The sequence below is a fragment of the Anaeromusa sp. genome (assembly GCF_028691475.1).
In the GTDB taxonomy this organism is placed as follows: Bacteria; Bacillota; Negativicutes; order Anaeromusales; family Anaeromusaceae; genus Anaeromusa.
Map to the genome: position 1 here is coordinate 1 of NZ_JAQUZF010000063.1, position 15,277 is coordinate 15,277.

14 protein-coding genes are annotated in these 15,277 nt (G+C 51.6%); all 14 read left to right on the top strand.

The window, feature by feature from the left end; genetic code table 11:
• The first annotated feature begins 80 nt into the window (after window positions 1-80).
• On the top strand, window positions 81-806 hold the full coding sequence (locus tag PHF27_RS09130; RefSeq protein WP_300068855.1) for an acyltransferase family protein: 726 nt from the start codon (window positions 81-83) through the stop codon (window positions 804-806).
• 22 nt (window positions 807-828) lie between these two features.
• Window positions 829-2,187, top strand: a complete 1,359-nt coding sequence (locus tag PHF27_RS09135) for an ABC transporter ATP-binding protein (RefSeq protein WP_300068858.1) — start codon at window positions 829-831, stop codon at window positions 2,185-2,187.
• 21 nt (window positions 2,188-2,208) lie between these two features.
• Window positions 2,209-2,430 (top strand): acyl carrier protein, encoded by a 222-nt coding sequence (locus tag PHF27_RS09140; protein WP_300068860.1) that lies wholly within the window; start codon window positions 2,209-2,211, stop codon window positions 2,428-2,430.
• Window positions 2,427-3,488, top strand: coding sequence for a ketoacyl-ACP synthase III (locus PHF27_RS09145; protein ID WP_300068863.1), 1,062 nt, complete (start codon window positions 2,427-2,429; stop codon window positions 3,486-3,488). Before PHF27_RS09140 ends, PHF27_RS09145 begins: the two co-directional genes overlap by 4 nt.
• Window positions 3,485-4,252: an SDR family oxidoreductase gene (locus PHF27_RS09150; RefSeq protein ID WP_300068866.1), complete on the top strand. Its 768-nt coding sequence runs from the start codon at window positions 3,485-3,487 to the stop codon at window positions 4,250-4,252. The genes PHF27_RS09145 and PHF27_RS09150 overlap by 4 nt, the downstream gene beginning before the upstream one ends.
• A gap of 16 nt (window positions 4,253-4,268) precedes the next feature.
• Window positions 4,269-4,901 carry a NeuD/PglB/VioB family sugar acetyltransferase gene (locus tag PHF27_RS09155; RefSeq protein ID WP_300068868.1) on the top strand — a complete coding sequence of 211 codons (633 nt, stop codon included), beginning with the start codon at window positions 4,269-4,271 and terminating at the stop codon, window positions 4,899-4,901.
• Window positions 4,895-5,764, top strand: a complete 870-nt coding sequence (locus tag PHF27_RS09160) for a class I SAM-dependent methyltransferase (RefSeq protein ID WP_300068870.1) — start codon at window positions 4,895-4,897, stop codon at window positions 5,762-5,764. Before PHF27_RS09155 ends, PHF27_RS09160 begins: the two co-directional genes overlap by 7 nt.
• Window positions 5,761-6,903 carry a DegT/DnrJ/EryC1/StrS family aminotransferase gene (locus tag PHF27_RS09165; protein WP_300068873.1) on the top strand — a complete coding sequence of 381 codons (1,143 nt, stop codon included), beginning with the start codon at window positions 5,761-5,763 and terminating at the stop codon, window positions 6,901-6,903. Before PHF27_RS09160 ends, PHF27_RS09165 begins: the two co-directional genes overlap by 4 nt.
• Window positions 6,904-6,949: 46 nt before the next feature.
• A complete protein-coding gene (gene rfbA / locus PHF27_RS09170) occupies window positions 6,950-7,831 on the top strand; it encodes a glucose-1-phosphate thymidylyltransferase RfbA (protein ID WP_300068875.1) in 882 nt (293 codons plus the stop codon).
• Entirely contained in the window at window positions 7,831-8,286 is a 456-nt protein-coding gene (locus tag PHF27_RS09175) for a dTDP-4-dehydrorhamnose 3,5-epimerase family protein (RefSeq protein ID WP_300068888.1), read from the top strand. Before rfbA ends, PHF27_RS09175 begins: the two co-directional genes overlap by 1 nt.
• Window positions 8,287-8,300: 14 nt before the next feature.
• A complete protein-coding gene (rfbB, locus tag PHF27_RS09180) occupies window positions 8,301-9,323 on the top strand; it encodes a dTDP-glucose 4,6-dehydratase (protein WP_300068877.1) in 1,023 nt (340 codons plus the stop codon).
• On the top strand, window positions 9,320-10,165 hold the full coding sequence (rfbD, locus tag PHF27_RS09185; RefSeq protein ID WP_300068879.1) for a dTDP-4-dehydrorhamnose reductase: 846 nt from the start codon (window positions 9,320-9,322) through the stop codon (window positions 10,163-10,165). The genes rfbB and rfbD overlap by 4 nt, the downstream gene beginning before the upstream one ends.
• On the top strand, window positions 10,162-10,974 hold the full coding sequence (locus tag PHF27_RS09190; protein WP_300068882.1) for an ABC transporter permease: 813 nt from the start codon (window positions 10,162-10,164) through the stop codon (window positions 10,972-10,974). Before rfbD ends, PHF27_RS09190 begins: the two co-directional genes overlap by 4 nt.
• 469 nt (window positions 10,975-11,443) lie before the next feature.
• A complete protein-coding gene (locus PHF27_RS09195; RefSeq protein ID WP_300068885.1) occupies window positions 11,444-15,169 on the top strand; it encodes a calcium-binding protein in 3,726 nt (1,241 codons plus the stop codon).
• The last annotated feature ends 108 nt before the right edge of the window (window positions 15,170-15,277 follow it).

Sequence of the window (15,277 nt, forward strand, 5' to 3'; positions counted from 1 at the left end):
CATGGCAGTCCATAGTGATTGCCTCCTCGTTGTTGATGGTTGTGTGAGAACTCCATTCTACCATACGAGGAAAAGTCACCATGGACTTTTTTCTTAAGTGTTCAACTTCATTTTACAATCAACCGAATTTATCTTTTAATGTTTTTGGCTATAGTTGGGGCGTGCAGGATGTTTTTGCGGCAAATCCCTTTCCGGGCAGCGCCAATGGTTCCATGTGGACCTTGAAGCACGAAATTGCCATGTATTTGTTGCTGCCGCTTTGTGCTTACTTTTTGTTTTTTCAGCGCCGTTATTTTGCTTTGTTTTTTGGGATGGTGTTTCTGGGGCTGGCCTGGTTGAATGTGTATGATGCGCAAAATTTTTCGCCTCAAGGCCGGCTCTGGTGGGTGCTGAAGGAATATAATAGTTTTATAAAATTGGCCAGCTTTTTTTGGTTGGGTGCAATCGGCTATATTTTTCGTGATAAAATTATTCATAGCTGGCGGCTGGTACTTTTGGCGGTGTTGGTGCTTATCTTTGCCAATAGCTTGCATTTGGTAAAGTACGCTATGTTTATCTGCTTGCCTTATTTGCTTTTGGCAGTGGCTGTTGGCTGCCAGGCGTCATGGATTCGTAAGTATGGAGATTTTTCCTATGGAATCTATATTTACGCGTTCCCTGTGCAGCAAACACTAATTGCTCTGTTTAAACCAGAATTAACAGTAGGGACTTTTTGTCTTAGTGCTTTTGCCGTAACCGTAGCCTGCGCAGCCATCTCCTGGCATGTGCTTGAAAAGCCGGCGTTAAATTTGAAGAATCGCTTTTGAATTCAAAGTAAGGGGAGAGAAAATGAAAGGCAACCAGTTTGCTATTGTTGCGCAGCAGCTTTCTAAAGCGTATCGGCTCTATGATGCGCCGGTGGATCGCTTAAAAGAAGTGGTTCATCCTTTGCGGAAAAGTTATCATCGCGATTTTTTTGCCTTGCAAGATGTATCTTTTCAAATACCAAGGGGCGAAACGGTTGCTATCGTAGGGAAAAACGGTTCGGGAAAGTCGACGCTCCTTAAGATTATCAGCGGTGTATTGACGCCCACAAGCGGCGCCATACAGGTGCAGGGGAAAACAGCCGCCCTTTTGGAGCTGGGGGCTGGCTTTAATCCGGAGATCAGCGGCTGGGAAAATATCTACTTGAATGGGATGGTTTTGGGATATTCCCGCGAAGATATTGACCAACGCGTTGAAAGTATAGCTGCTTTTGCCGATATTGGCGAATTCATCTATCAGCCGGTAAAGTCCTACTCCAGCGGCATGTTTGCCCGGCTGGCCTTTGCCGTGAATACGCATGTAAACCCCGATATTTTAATTGTGGATGAAGCCTTGGCGGTAGGGGACATGTTTTTCCAGGCTAAATGCATGAAGCAAATGAAAAAAATGGTGGATCAAGGCGTAACCCTGCTGTTTGTCAGCCATGACACAGCGGCAGTGAAAAGCTTATGTTCCCAGGCGCTGCTGTTGGAGCAGGGCCGCCTGGCGGCCTATGACTCTGCTGCCGTTGTCGTTGAGCAGTATTTTGCCTCTAAAGTGCGCAGTGAGCAAATGGTCGTTGCTGCCGCAGAGAGTTCGGCAGTGGAGCTGGAAAGCGCGGCAGCCTTAGTGCAGAACGAGCCCGTGCAGGGCTGTGAAGAGTTTGCGGCCCGGGCGGCGTTTCAACGCCTCCAAAACGGCAGTGCCCGCTTTTTGAATGTGCAGCTTTTAGACCGCCAGGGACGGACGGCGGCAGCGGTGGAATATGGACAAGAGCTGCTGTTGCAGATGCTGGTAGAAGTAAGTGAAGATTGTTATAATCTAGGATGTGCATATCATATCCGCGATCGCTTGGGAAATGATATTATTTACTCCGATAGTTTGATTGAGGACAAAGTGCTGTATAATGTAAAAGCGGGGGAGCGGTATTTAATCAAGTGGCGCTTTAAGTCGGAATTGATGCAGGGTGTACACAATATTGCCTGTACCCTTTCTACTGCGCCGCAAGTACAGACCCAGTTGACAGAGCAGGATCTGCAGACGATCAATCTGGAAACCGTGGTGTTTTGCGACAGTGTGCCGTGCGCAGTGCAATTTCAGATGATGCCGCGCCAGGGAGGCGCGCTGTATGGGGCGGTGCATTGGCCAAATAGCTTGGAGATTGCGCCATTTCCCGCAAAGTAGAGCTTTAAGGAGGCTGATGTAATGGAACGTTTTTTAGAGCTGGTGCAGGATGTGCTGGATACGGAACAGGAATTATCTTTAGAGGATAAAATCTATGAGCTGGAAGACTGGGACTCCTTGACCGTAGTGGCGCTGTTAGCCCGGATTTATAATACCTATGGCAAGTCTTTGACGGTGCAAGAGCTGCAAAACGTGCAGACCCTGGGAGATTTATTTGCCTTGCTGCCTGAGGCGCAGCCATGAAGGTTTTATTTGAGAATGTAGCAATTCGCGGTATGGCGACGGCGGTGCCCTCGGAATGCCTCGACCTTTTTTCGCTGGGCTCTCAGTTTGGCGAAAAGGAAGTAAAAAAGTTAATTGCCAGTACGGGGATCAGCAAAATTCGCGTAGCTCCGCCTCAGGTCTGTATTTCTGATATTTGTGAAGCGGCGGCGCGAAACTTGTTTCAGGAGCTGGCGATCGAGCCGGCTTCTATTGACGGCGTGGTGCTGGTATCGGAAACACCGGACTATTTAGTTCCTCCCACTAGCTTCATTTTGCAGGAAAAACTGGGCTTGTCGAAGGATATTGTAGCGTTTGACATCAATCACGGCTGCTCCGGCTTTATTTATGGTTTATACCAGGCCAGCATGCTGGTTTCGTCCGGCGGTTGTCGGCGCGTGCTGCTTTGCCTGGGAGATGTGGCTACACGCCGCGTGCATCCGCAGGATAAGGCTGTGCGCATGATGTTTGGCGATTCCGGCAGCGCCTTGCTGGTGGAGCGCGGCGCAGGCTCTTTGCGGTTTCATTTGATGTCTGACGGCATGAGCCATCGGGCGCTGGTGATTCCGGCGGGGGGGGCTAAAAAGCCCTGCGATGCAACCACTTCCTTGCCGGAAGCATACGGAAAAAACAATGTGCGCAGCGAGGAAACATTACACATGAACGGCATGGATGTGATGTATTTTGCCTTGCGGGAAGTGCCCCCCATGATTGAAGAAATGTTAGCGGATACAGGTTGGTCGAAGGAAGAAGTAGGAACCTTCGCCCTGCACCAGGCCAATCGTCTCATCTTGGATCAGCTTGTGCATAAACTGAAGCTGCCGAAAGAGGCCGTTCCCTTTGGGGTTGGCGAAATTGGCAATTCGGCGCCGTCTTCTATCAGTACGATGCTGTGTGTGAAACACAAACAGCTGGAGGCGGAAGAGCGTCTGGAAAAGGTAGTTGCCTGCGGTTTTGGGGTGGGACTTTCCTGGGCGGCGGTGGCGCTGGACTTATCACAAACTAAAATTTTAGATGTATGGGAGATGCCAAACGCATGAGCCAGGAAGAACAGCGCGTTATGGTAGAGTTTGATTTTACCGGCCGGCGTTATGTCGTGACAGGCGCCTCCTCTGGAATTGGTCGGGCCATTGCCCTGCGCTTGGCTTCGTCCGGTGCAGCGATATTGGCGGTGGCCAGGAGAGAAGCGGAATTGAGGACGCTAGCCCAAGAATGCCCGGGACAGATCGAATGGGCTGCGGTGGATGTAACGGATTCGGCTTCTTTAGCGACAGCGCTGGAAGCGTTTGGAGCCAAAGGTAAAATACATGGCAGCGTCCATGCAGCTGGCTTTGCGGCTTTTAGTCCGTTGCGCGCATTTGAAAAACGGCAAGCCGAAGCCATGATGGCGGTGTCCTTGTGGGCAGGAGTGGAGCTGGTGCGTATCCTTAGCAGAAAGAAATATGCAGCTGCCGGTGCTGCGCATTTATTTTTGGCGTCTGTTGCTGCCGAGCGGGGCCAAATTGGCTTAAGCGCCTATGGGGCGACAAAAAGCGCCGTAGTGGGGGCTGTGCGTTCCCTGTCCAGGGAACTGGCTCGCCAAGGGGGGCGTATCAATGCCTTGAGTCCGGGGTGGGTAGACACTTCCTTGACTAAGGGGGCGCAAGACTATACATTGCAGCACCGGGAAGTTATGGAGGCGGCTCATCCCTTGGGCTTGGGCCAAGAGGAGTACATTGTACAACCTGCCTTGTTTTTGCTCAGTGATGGAGCGAAATGGATGACTGGCGCCAATGTGGTAGTGGATGGCGGTTATTCGGCTTAAGTCGGGAGGAGTTTTTATGAAGCAATTGATTATCGTGGGCGCCGGCGGGTTTGGCCGTGAAGTGCTTTCGTGGGCGTTGCAGAATCCGGAATGCGGTCAAAAATGGCTTGTAAAAGGATTTATCAATGATATCGCCGACGCTTTGGACGGATATGGCTATGCGGTTCCGATCCTTTCCAGTATTGATGACTATGAACCGAGCCCGGAGGATATTCTGGTGTGCGCCATCGGGGAACCGGAGGGGAAAAAGAAAGTATGCCAAAAGCTCTTGGCTAAAGGCGGTGCTTTTACCAATCTCATCCATCCCACGGCGCATCACGGACTGCATGTGCAAATGGGACAGGGAATTGTCATTTGTCCTTGGGTGGGTTTGAGCGTGGATATAGTGCTGGGGGATTTTGTTACCCTTAACGGACGCTGCATTATTGGGCATGATGTGGTGATTGAAGAGTGGGCGACAATTGGACCTAACAGTACAGTTGCCGGTTATGCCCATATTGGTGCTGAGGCGACGGTGGGGATGAATGCAGCTGTGCTGCCCCACACCAAGGTGGGAGAAAAAGCGGTAGTTGGCGCCGGAAGCGTAGCAGGAAAACGAGTTAAACCGGGCCAAACCGTATTCGGCATTCCGGCGGTGCCGATATGCTGAGCTGCTGGGTTTGCAACGCTTCACTGGAGGACTATTTTTCCAAGACCTTTTCGCCTAAGGAGCAGGAATGCTTTGGCTTGCAGACGGCAAACTACTGGCGTTGTCCGCAGTGCGGCCTGGTGGTATCTAAAACCCATTTGGACATGAGCGACGACACATGGGGACGCCTTAACTATAGGGCCCATGATTCCTATCAGGGCAAGGATACAAGCCCCGAGGCCGACCCGGGGTGGCTGGAGCGCTTGCAGGAGCAGGCCAGAATTCTGGCAGACCTGGCAAATTGGGGCGTATTGCCCTCACCAGGTCCGTGGGTGGATTTTGGCTGCGGCGACGGACGGCTGGCGGACCAGTTGGCGCAGTTAGGCAGACCAATGCAGAAGTTTGATCGGTATATGCAGGGCGGCGGCTTTCTTAGCGAGAGCGAATTGAAAGCGCAGCCATTCCAATTGACTCTTAACTGCTCGGTACTTGAACATGTACGTGATCGAGATACTTTGGATGAAATTGCTTCGCTGGTGGATGCCGACCAGGGCGTGCTGGCGTTTCATACCTTAGTGCGCGAAGAGGTGCCTGCAGATCCATCCTGGTTTTACCTGCTGCCTATTCATTGCGCTTTTTTCAGTAATCAGGCGATGGCGATGCTTCTGGAGCAATGGGGCTTTCGGTCTTCTTTGTATCATGCGCCCTCGCGTTTGTGGTTTTGCTTTCGTCAGGAACGCTCGGAACTGCCGGACCTTTTACGGCGCTGTGACCCGGCTGGAGTTGAGGGCGGCGCATATGCTTATAAGAAGGGCTTTATGGACTACTGGCGCAAGGACGGCATTGCGGCGGAATGGGTTCTGAAAAAGGAGGAAAAGATATGAAAAAGACTTTGCGCCCTTTTGCAGAGCCTATTTACGTAACGAGGCCTTTGCTGCCGGACTTGCAGCAGGTTATGGAAAAGCTGCAAGGAATTTGGGAGCGGAAATGGCTTACGAATTGGGGACCATCCTATATGGAGCTGGAGGAGAAGCTGCGCCAGACTTTGCGGGCGCAGCAGCTGTCTCTTTTTAATAACGGCACTATTGCGCTCTTGGCGGCGTGCAAAGCCATGAAGCTGCACGGCGAAGTAGTGACCACGCCGTTTACCTTTGCAGCCACGCCGCATGTGCTCCAGTGGTGCGGCGTTACGCCTGTTTTTGCTGACATTGACCCGGAGACGATGAACTTGGATCCGGACGGTGCGGCTGCCGTTATTACTCCGGAAACCAGCGGCGTAGTGCCTGTGCATGTATTTGGAACGCCTTGTGATTTGGAAGGCTTTGCGAAGTTGACCCGGGAGCGGAGCTTGGCTTTGGTGTATGATGCGGCTCATGCCTTTGGCGTAGAAATAGACGGCAAGGGAATAGGCTCCTTTGGCGATATTTCCATGTTCAGCTTTCATGCGACAAAAACTTTTCACACTGTGGAAGGCGGGGCCTTAGCCTTTCAGGATCCAGAGCTGGTAACGCAGATAAACTGGCTTAAAAATTTTGGCATCCAGTCAGAGGAAGAGGTTGTGGCTAGCGGCATCAATGGCAAGATGAACGAGGTGCAGGCGGCCATTGGTCTGTTGGTCCTGGATATGGTGGAAGAAGCCAGGAACAAGAGAACGAAGCTGATGGAGACCTATCGTCGTTGCCTAGCGGGAGTGTCGGGCGTGAAGCTGCCGCCGTTGCCGGCAGCAGGTGTAAAAAGCAATTCTCAGTACTGTGTGCTGCGCCTCGATGAAGCGGAATTTGGCATTTCCCGGGATATTGCGCATCAGAAGCTAAAAGAATACAATGTAATTACCCGTAAATATTTTTATCCTTTGTGCAGTAATTTTGCTTGTTACCGGCATTTGCCTTCGGCGGCGCCTGAGCGGTTGCCGATGGCGAATAAGGTGGCGCAGCAGGTGCTTTCGATGCCGCTTTATAGCGATCTGGAAGAGCAGGATGTGGAACGAATTTGCGAGATGCTGTTAGCTTGTGCGCAGAAATAGCGGGTATATTCAAGATAGTTGACAGGCTTAGGAGGTTCAGACAAGTATGATCAAAAAAGGGATTATTCTGGCAGGCGGCTCTGGGACGCGGCTACACCCCCTGACTCGTGTGGTCAGTAAGCAGCTTATGCCCATTTATGACAAGCCGATGATTTATTATCCATTGAGTACGCTCATGTTGGGCGGTATACAGGATGTGCTGGTTATCACGACGCCTCAGGATGCGGAGCAGTTTCAAAATTTGCTGCAGGACGGCTCGCAATGGGGCTTGAATATTTCCTACGCCCAGCAGCCCAGCCCGGATGGTTTGGCTCAGGCCTTCGTCATCGGCCGCGACTTTATAGGACGTGATGGCTGCAGCTTGGTGCTGGGTGACAATATTTTTTATGGCAGCAAATTATCCGCCTATATGCAGCGGGCTTTAGCTCAGGAAGAAGGCGCTACAGTCTTTGCCTACAGGGTAAAGGATCCCGAGCGCTACGGCGTAGTGGCATTTGACGCCGAGGGACAGGCGCTGAGCATTGAGGAAAAGCCTGCAAAACCCAAATCGTTTTTTGCGGTTACAGGCCTTTACTGCTACGACAATCAGGTGGTAGACATGGCACGGGACCTGAAACCGTCGGCGCGGGGGGAACTGGAGATTACCGATATCAACCGCTTGTACCTGGAAGCTAAGCAGCTGCGCGTGGAACGGCTGGACCGGGGTTATGCCTGGCTGGATACGGGAACCCATGAGTCGTTGCTGCAGGCGTCCCATTTTGTGTATACTGTGGAGCAGCGCCAAGGTCTCAAGGTGTCCTGCCCGGAGGAAATCGCTTATCGCATGGGCTTTATTAATGCTGAGCAGCTGCGCCGTTTGGCCGATCCGCTGACTAAAAACGGCTACGGGCAGTATTTGCTGAATTTGTTGGAAGGAGAACAAATGTGATGATTCAAGGAGTAGAGGTTAAAAAATTGGTTCGTCATCCTGACGATCGGGGGTTTTTTATGGAAATTCTGCGGGACGATGACGAACTTTTGAAGCGCTTTGGGCAAGCGTCTCTGTCCAAAAGCTATCCCGGCGTGATCAAGGCCTTTCACTATCATAAGCGCCAGGATGATATTTGGTTTTTCCCGGTCGGCAACGCCCAGGTGGTGTTGCATGATATGCGGGAAGACTCGCCGACCAAGGGGGAAACCAATGTGTTTTACCTAGGCGAGGATAATCCCCAAATTGTCGTCATTCCCGTTGGTGTGGCCCATGGCTACCGCGTGCTGGGAAATACGCCGGCGGTGATTGTCTACTTTACCACCGAATCTTATGATCCGAAGAACCCGGACGAATACCGTGTAGCCTGGGACGATCCGTCCATTGGCTTTGACTGGAATACTCAAGCCAGATAGAAAAGGAGTTTGTCATGACCACTGTACTTATTACCGGCGGCGCCGGTTTTATCGGCAGCAATTTTGTTCATCATATGCGCAAGACCCATCCAGAATACCGGTTGCTCAACGTGGACTGTCTGACCTATGCGGGCAATCTGAAAAACCTCCAGGACCTGGAAGACGATGCACAGCATTTGTTTTGCAAGGCCGATATTGCAGATGCGAAAGCCATGGCAGAGATTTTTAATACACATGATGTTGATTATGTAGTGAATTTTGCCGCCGAGTCTCATGTGGACCGCAGCATTGAAAATCCCATGGTCTTTCTGCAGACCAATGTCATGGGTACGCAGGTGCTGCTGGATTTGGCCCGCAAGCATAACGTGAAAAAATACCTGCAGGTTTCTACTGATGAGGTATACGGCACGCTGGGAAAAACTGGTTATTTTACGGAAGAGACGCCGCTGGCCCCTAACAGCCCTTATTCGGCCAGCAAGGCCGGCGCGGACTGCATGGTGAGGGCGTATTACGAGACCTTTGGCCTGCCTGTGAATATCACACGCTGCTCCAATAACTACGGTCCCTATCATTTTCCGGAAAAACTCATTCCCCTGATGATTACCAACGCCTTAGAGGACAAGGAGCTGCCTGTTTACGGCGACGGTTTGAATGTACGAGACTGGCTGCATGTAGCCGACCACTGCCGCGGCATTGACGCGGTGCTGCACCAGGCCCAAGCGGGGGAAGTATACAACATCGGCGGGCATAATGAGAAAACCAATTTGGAGATCGTCAAGACGGTGCTGCGTCTTTTGGACAAGCCTGAAGACCGTATCCGCTTTGTAAAGGACCGTTTGGGCCATGACCGCCGCTATGCTATTGACGCATCTAAGATTGAGCGTGACTTGGGCTGGCGGCCTTTATACACCTTTGAACAAGGTATTGAAGAAACGGTGGCTTGGTATTTGGCGCATCGCTCTTGGTGGGAGGAAATTAAAAGCGGCGCTTACCAGGATTATTACCGGGTGATGTACCAGGAACGAGGTCAGGTATGAAGATTCTTGTAACCGGAGGCAATGGCCAGTTGGGCAGGGCCTTTCAGCAGATGCAGGCGCAGACGGAGCATGAAATCATCGCCAGGGATGTAGACTGTTTGGATATTACCAATCAGGCCCAGGTATTTGCGATCATGGAAAAGCTGCGCCCCGACGCGGTGGTTCATGGCGCCGCCTACACCCAGGTGGATTTGGCCGAGAGCCGCGAAGACGACGCCTTTCGCGTTAACGCGGTAGGGACGCAAAACATCGCTGCCGCCTGCCTGGAACAGAATGTAAAAATGGTGTATGTCAGCACCGATTATGTTTTTGACGGCGAAAAAGAGACAGCCTATGTGGAAACTGACGTCGTTTGCCCTCAAAGCGCCTATGGCCGGACCAAACTGGCCGGCGAGGAGCTGGCGGCGCGCATTTGCCCGCGCCTTTTCATTGCTCGCACCGCCTGGCTTTACGGGGACGGCAACAACTTTGTCCGCACTATGCGCAAGCTGGCGGCGGAAAAGGACGAGCTGAGCGTGGTACATGATCAGACAGGCACGCCGACCTATGCGGTAGATTTGGCGCAGGCCATTTTGAAGCTGCTCCCTACCGCTTATTACGGTACTTACCACATGACAAATAGCGGCCAATGCACTTGGTATGAATTTGCCTGCGAAATTTTGCGGCAAAGCGGCAGTGCTACACCGGTACGTCCGGTGACAACCGCCGAATTTGTGCGCCCTGCCAAACGGCCCCGCCATTCGGTGCTGCGCAACTACATGCTGGAGCAAACCATCGGCGACCCCTTCCGTCCCTGGCAGGAGGGGCTGGCGGAGTATCTGCGGCTGGAGGCATTGCGGTGATACGGTATTGGCAGCAGGGCCTGCAGTTTTTGGCGGATATTGGCCGTAGCCGCAGTATGATTCGGATGCTGGCTGTGCAGGATATCCGCAATCGCTACTTGGGTTCCTTTTTAGGGCTGCTCTGGGCCTTTGTCCATCCCCTGATGACCATGCTGATTTTGTGGTTTGTCTTTGAAGTGGGCTTTAAATCCATGCCGGTGCAGAATATGCCCTTTATTCTTTGGCTGATGACAGGCATGATACCTTGGTTCTTTTTTGCCGATGCCTTGTCCGGGGCTACTAATTCCATTCTGGAAAGCGCCTATTTAGTTAAGAAGGTGGTTTTTCGCGTCAGTATCCTGCCGCTGATTAAAATAGTGTCCGCATTGACCATTCATCTTTTTTTTATAGGCTTTTTGCTGCTTTGCTTTCTGTGGTACGGCTTTTGGCCGACCTGGTATTGGCTGCAGCTGCCTTACTATTTGCTGGCCATGCTGCTGTGGCTGGCAGGGTTGGCTTGGATCAGCGCCGCAGCGGTATTGTTTTTGCGGGATTTGGGGCAAATCGTGGCGCTGCTGCTGCAAATCGGCTTTTGGTGCACCCCTATCTTTTGGGCTTTGGACATGGTTCCGGCGGCGTATCATCCTTGGCTGAAGTTGAATCCCTGCTTCTATTTTATTGAAGGCTACCGCAACTCGCTTGTGTATCAACGCTGGTTTTGGGAAAATCCGGGGAGTGCGGTTTATTTTTGGACCATAGCTCTATTGACTTTTGCTGGTGGTGTTCTGCTTTTTCGAAAGCTGCGCCCGCATTTTGCGGATGTACTGTAATAGCTGGAATTTTTTTTGCAAAACAGTAAAAAAAGTAAGGGTAGGGCAGGAATTTTCGATAGAACGAAGAATATGTTAATTATCGTGTATCTTTATGGATTTTTATAGGTGCGCGTAGCCCCATATAAAGGGGCTCTTGCGGAAGGAAACAGGGAAACTTCCGCAAGCGGCAATACGATCCGGCGAAAAACCAGCATCGCCGGAGAGGGAATGGAAAACGGCTGACTGGCCTTATAAGGAGGTGACGGGGATAGGGAAAAGAAATAGGGCACCGGGCCGTAAGGCACGCCGTAACACCGAACCCTGCCGGTGGTGAGAAAAAATTTATAAAAAACTTGTAAGTCGATTTTCAAATGTAGTACAATGAATGAGTAAAGCTCTGCAGTTTAAGCCTTTATTAGGTGAAGTGACTGCCGGAGGCTTTTTCGGCATTTTTGGACTGCATAAAAACAAAGGGGGATTAATACTTATGGCGATTACATGGGCATATGGTAACCAAGCTGATGTTACATCTGGTAACTATTCAGCAGCAACAGAACAGCGGTGGGCTCTTTTTGCCAATGGCGCTAATGTGTCTGTTACAGGCGCAGGTAATGCTGACGTGTTGGTAGCATTAGGAGCTAATGATGTATTGGCTGGCGGCAACGGCGCTGACTTCTTGATCGTAGGCGACGAGTATCTGACGCTGGGTGGCGGCAATGTTACCATCAGCGGCGATTATGTGAATACCTCTAACGACAATACCATTAACGCTATGTTGAGTGGCGGCGCAGGCGCAGATACGTTGGTTGGCGCAGCTGGAGCAGATTCGTTGTATGGCGGCAATGACGCTGACCGCTTGTATGCGGGCAACGGCGCGGACGTTCTTGACGGCGGCGCAGGCGCGGACTATCTCTATGGCGGCGCAGGCGACGATATTCTGTACTATGATTCGGCTGACAACATTATTGATGGCGGCGCAGGCCAAGATACTTTGGTGCTGGGGAATTCCGCTGCCTACATTGATTTGAATGGCAACAGTAAGTTTGCCGGTATTGAAGTGGTTGTTGGCGGTAATGGCGCTGACACCATTTATGGTACGGCGGGAGCTGCGGAAACACTGTTTGGCGGCGCAGGCAATGACATTTTGGCTGGCTTGGGCGCTGACGATTCCTTAGCAGGCGGCGCTGGAAATGATACCTTTGTGTATGGCGCCGGTTATGGCAATGACATCATTGCTGATGGCAACAACAGTGACGCAGTTTATCTTTATAATGTGAATCTTTCCGATCTGGGACTTGGCACTGATACTGATGTATTTAACAATGCCCGCGGCCTTGGCAGCGCAGATATGGAACTGTCAGCAGCTTCCAATCCTACAGAAACGCTGACCTTGCAAAACTGGTTTGCTGCCAGCAATGCGGCGCCAGACAGCGCCGATGTGGCTCGTACTTTTGTGACGGCTGATAATACTCGTTTTAATTTGTATATGGCTAACAATGCTGCAGCTTTTAACTTTACCGGCGCCAATGTCACCGAATTGGTGTATGGCAGCGATTTAGGAGAAGCGCTCAATGGCGGTGCCGACACCTTGCGCGACACCATTTTCGCGGGTGCTGGTAATGACACCATCACCTATCATGCGGAAGATGTCATTTACGGCGGTACCGGCGCTCGTGACCTCGTGACGGCTGCAACCAGCAAGAGCGGCGTGGTTATCGATTTGAGCAAGACTATTGTGACTACCGGCAACGTCAGCCAAGTTGACGATTTGACCGGTTCTTCCCTGGCGGATACCTTAGTAGGCACCACTGGCGACAACATTCTTCGCGGCGAAAGCGGCGCGGATCAATTGTACGGTGCTGCAGGCGGTAATGATACCTTGGTTGGCGGTATTGGCGCTGATACGTATTTCTGGACCACTGTATCTGACGGCACGACTGAAACCGTTACCATCGGCAATGAAAGCGCCGGCAATACGGACGTAATCAGCTTGATCAACACCAGCTGGAGCGATCTGACCTTTACTGCCAACGGCGCTGACTTGGAAATTACGGCAGACGATCAGGCAGGCGCTTCTGACGCACTGGTGCTGGAAAATTGGATTGCTACGAATGCTAGCGGCGCAACGGCTAACTCCTATCGCACCAACAAATTTGTTGATAAAGATGGCGTGGCCTTCAGCCTGGCTATCGGCAATGAAACTGCTGCCAATCTCTACGGCACAAGCGGCAGCGACTTCATGCAGGCAGGCACTGGCGCTGCGGTCTTTGTTAACTCCGGCGGTGCAGATGTCATTTATGGCGGCACTGGTGATGATACGGTGTATTATGACTCGGCGGACTACATCATTGATGGCGGCAATGGCACGGACGTACTGACAGCACAGAAAAATGCCGCAGGCATTTTTGTTGACCAGGCAGGCACTTTAGGCGGTCGCGCTTTTGGCAACATGGAAGTCTTTATCGGTTCCAGCTTGGCAGATTCTCTGGCCGGTAATGCGGCTGATGAGACGCTGATTGGCGGATCTGGCGCAGACCTGCTCTATGGTGCTACTGGCAATGACTTGATGGTAGGGGGCTATGGCGCTGACACCTATTTCTGGAGCAGCGATGAAGGTGATGACATCATTGGCGATGCAGGAAATAATGTACAAGCGAAATCCGATGTGATCTCTATTGCTCGCGGCTCTTTGGACAACATTCAGTTCAATATGGCTGGCGCAGACCTGACCATATCCTTCAACGACGGCGGCGTACAAAGCAATTCCTTGACGCTCACCGATTGGCTGACTAATACCACGAATCGTGTATCGACGTTCTTATTTGATACTCTCAATGTGCATTTGGGCGTAGCGAATGATACAGCTACGACGTTGAAAGGTACTTCTGGTGTCGACTATCTTTATGGCGGCGCAGGCAACGACCTCTTCAGCAACCTGGGCGCGGGCGCAGATACCGTCAATGGCGGCGCAGGCAATGATAAAGTCAACTATACTACGACTGCTGCCGTTTTGAATGGCGGCAATGATGTGGACACCTTGACAGCTGCCTCGGCTACAGCTGGCGTGGTTATCGATGCGGCGCATCTTTTCGGTTCAACCCAGGCTATTACGAACTTTGAACTGATTTATGGTTCGTCTTTGGCGGATTCCCTGATTGGTACGAGTGCGGCGGAAACCATTAACGGCGGCGTTGGTGCGGATATGCTGCTGGGTTACCAAGGCAATGATACCCTGATTGGCGGTATTGGCGCCGACACCTATTTCTGGGGCCCTGGCCAAGGCGAAGTAGTAATTGCTAATGACGGTGTTAACAGCCGTTATGATGCGGTGAACTTTGCGGCTTACGGTGTGAACTATGCCGATCTGACCTTTGCTAGCGTCAACAGCAATAACGATTTGGCTATTAGCTTCACCTCTGAGTCGGGTCTGACGGATACCTTGACCCTGGAAGGTTGGATGGCGCAGCAAGCAAATGGCGCTAATGCCAACACAACTCGTATTAGCACCTTTATTGCAGCCGATAAGACCTTTGGTCTGGGAATTGGCACAACCGGTTCGGATACTATTAAAGGAACCTCCTTGGCTGATTACATCAATGGCGATGATGGCGCTGACAGCTTGTCCGGCGCTGGCGGAGCCGATACCATTCTTGGCGGTGCAGGCGACGATACGATTGTCTTCACTAGCGCGCTGAAAGTGGCTGATGGCGGCGAAGGAACAGACATGATGCAAGGTTCCGGCCTGATTGATGCCAGCGGCTTCTTCACTAGCGGTGTGACCATCGCCAATATCGAGTATATCCAAGGCGGCACAGCTGCTGATAGCCTGGCTGGATCTACTATGAACGAAACTCTTTATGGCGGCGCAGGCGCAGATATGCTCTGGGGCGGTGCGTTTGGCGAGGATGATACCTTGATTGGCGGCACTGGCATTGACACTTACTACTTTGGCGCTAACGCCGGTAATGATGTTGTTGCTGCTGCTGCAGACAACAGCGCCGATAAAGTGGCACTGTATGACCTGAGCACCAGTGGTGTAACTGCTAGCTATAACGGCAGCAACTTGACGCTTGCTGTTACCAGCAGCGGCAATACCCTGACTTTGGAAAACTGGGGTGCCAGTGGTTCCGGATACAAACTGAATCAGTTTGTATTCAGCGATGGTACCTATCAGCTGACCGGCAGCGATTCCTTGACTTGGACTCGCGTCTAATCTCATAGTTTCCCCAACAGGAGCTGGATTTTTCCAGCTCCTGTTTTTTTAGGTTCTATAATAAATGTTGGGGTAAGCACGCAAGAGCATGTTTACCTCAACATTTTT

Excerpts from the sequence above, each read along its gene's own strand:
- PHF27_RS09130 (WP_300068855.1), top strand. The coding sequence starts at position 81 with ATGGACTTTTTTCTTAAGTGTTCAACTTCATTTTACAATCAACCGAAT.
- PHF27_RS09135 (WP_300068858.1), top strand. The coding sequence starts at position 829 with ATGAAAGGCAACCAGTTTGCTATTGTTGCGCAGCAGCTTTCTAAAGCG.
- PHF27_RS09140 (WP_300068860.1), top strand. The coding sequence starts at position 2,209 with ATGGAACGTTTTTTAGAGCTGGTGCAGGATGTGCTGGATACGGAACAG.
- PHF27_RS09145 (WP_300068863.1), top strand. The coding sequence starts at position 2,427 with ATGAAGGTTTTATTTGAGAATGTAGCAATTCGCGGTATGGCGACGGCG.
- PHF27_RS09150 (WP_300068866.1), top strand. The coding sequence starts at position 3,485 with ATGAGCCAGGAAGAACAGCGCGTTATGGTAGAGTTTGATTTTACCGGC.
- PHF27_RS09155 (WP_300068868.1), top strand. The coding sequence starts at position 4,269 with ATGAAGCAATTGATTATCGTGGGCGCCGGCGGGTTTGGCCGTGAAGTG.
- PHF27_RS09160 (WP_300068870.1), top strand. The coding sequence starts at position 4,895 with ATGCTGAGCTGCTGGGTTTGCAACGCTTCACTGGAGGACTATTTTTCC.
- PHF27_RS09165 (WP_300068873.1), top strand. The coding sequence starts at position 5,761 with ATGAAAAAGACTTTGCGCCCTTTTGCAGAGCCTATTTACGTAACGAGG.
- rfbA (WP_300068875.1), top strand. The coding sequence starts at position 6,950 with ATGATCAAAAAAGGGATTATTCTGGCAGGCGGCTCTGGGACGCGGCTA.
- PHF27_RS09175 (WP_300068888.1), top strand. The coding sequence starts at position 7,831 with ATGATTCAAGGAGTAGAGGTTAAAAAATTGGTTCGTCATCCTGACGAT.
- rfbB (WP_300068877.1), top strand. The coding sequence starts at position 8,301 with ATGACCACTGTACTTATTACCGGCGGCGCCGGTTTTATCGGCAGCAAT.
- rfbD (WP_300068879.1), top strand. The coding sequence starts at position 9,320 with ATGAAGATTCTTGTAACCGGAGGCAATGGCCAGTTGGGCAGGGCCTTT.
- PHF27_RS09195 (WP_300068885.1), top strand. The coding sequence starts at position 11,444 with ATGGCGATTACATGGGCATATGGTAACCAAGCTGATGTTACATCTGGT.